The sequence below is a fragment of the Geomonas sp. genome, from assembly GCF_056994735.1.
This window is the reverse complement of sequence record NZ_JBXKJL010000206.1, coordinates 1-1,235: the sequence shown is the minus strand read 5'-3', so window position 1 is coordinate 1,235 and position 1,235 is coordinate 1. Positions and strand designations below refer to the sequence as shown.

At 61.4% G+C, this 1,235-nt stretch carries 2 protein-coding genes and 1 pseudogene; all 3 read left to right on the top strand.

Translation table 11 applies throughout. The annotated features are described in order from the left end of the window. Nucleotides 1–218: transposase (locus tag AC11W3_RS09000; protein ID WP_484092876.1), on the top strand; the 218-nt coding region annotated here is incomplete at its 5' end. Nucleotides 219–276: 58 nt separating this feature from the next. Further along, a pseudogene (locus AC11W3_RS08995) lies at nucleotides 277–534 on the top strand (DUF6444 domain-containing protein); the annotation flags it as partial. A gap of 135 nt (nucleotides 535–669) precedes the next feature. Further along, the coding region (locus AC11W3_RS08990) for an IS66 family transposase (RefSeq protein ID WP_484092877.1) at nucleotides 670–1,235 on the top strand (566 nt) is incomplete at its 3' end.

Below are 1,235 nucleotides of genomic sequence, written 5' to 3'. Positions count from 1 at the left end.
GCCTCGCTACCGCAGGAGTCTATCTGTATTTTCTGCCGCCGTACGCACCGGAGCTCAATGAGATCGAGCCGGTGTTCCGGCAAGTGAAGTACCAGGAGATTCCTCAACGCAGTCACGCCAGCCGGGCGGCTCTCCGCGCGGCAGTTGACGCAGGCTTCGACACGTACGGGCGCAGCCTCAAATCAAAAAGTGAAAAGAAACCACGGCGAGCCGCTTAGAGGTATCCGTTCACGGTCTGGCATTGCCATTTGCGAATTAAGTCCATATATTTTTACTATGACGACGCCAGCGCCACCCTTTCTGAAGTCTCTGTGGAGCACGGCTTCGCCTGAGCTTCAAGCGGCGATTTTGGCGTTGGTCCAGGCCTACCAAGAGCGGATTGAGCAACTCGACGCCCAAGTGGCGGACCTGCAAGCTCGCCTCCAGCTCAATTCGACCAATTCCTCCAAACCTCCCTCGTCCGATCCCATCGGGCTGAAACGCAAGCCTCCCGTCCCACCCTCGGGTCGGAAACGGGGCGGGCAACCGGGACATCACAGGGTCCAGCGCAGCTTGGTCCCACCGGAGAAGGTACGCACGATTACCGATTGCAGGCCCACGGATTGCCGCCGCTGTGGCCATGCCCTGGTCGGTGATGACCCGGCCCCCTTGGTCCACCAAGTCGCCGAATTGCCCAAGATCGAGCCGCTGGTCGACGAATACCGGCTTCATCGCCTGGCCTGCCCCCAATGCGGCGTAACCACCTGTGGGAGTCTCCCCGCAGGGGTTCCCAGGGGATGTTTCGGCCCTTACCTGCAGGCGGTGCTGTCCACGATCGCTGGCGGCTACCGCCTGAGCAAGCGCCAGGTCCAGCAGATGGTCGGTGATCTGTTCAGCCTGTCCATCGCCACGGGTATGGTCTCCAAGCTCGAGCGGCGGTCGGCCAGGGTGCTGGAAGCCCCGTACAACGAAGTGGCGCTGGGCGTCCACGATGCCCCTGCGGCCAGCATCGACGACACCTCATGGCGTGAAAACCGCCGCAAGGCCCAGTTGTGGGTGGTCGTAACCGCGCTGACGACAGTCTTCACCATTGCAGCCCAACGATCCGCCGCAGTGGCCAAAGCGGTTTTGGGAAGTAAGCCGAACCAAGTTGTCACCAGCGACCGACACAGCTCGTTCGAGTGGATCGATCCGGTGTGGCGGCAGATCTGCTGGTCGCACTTGAATCGGGATTTCCAAGCAATGATCGACCGTGG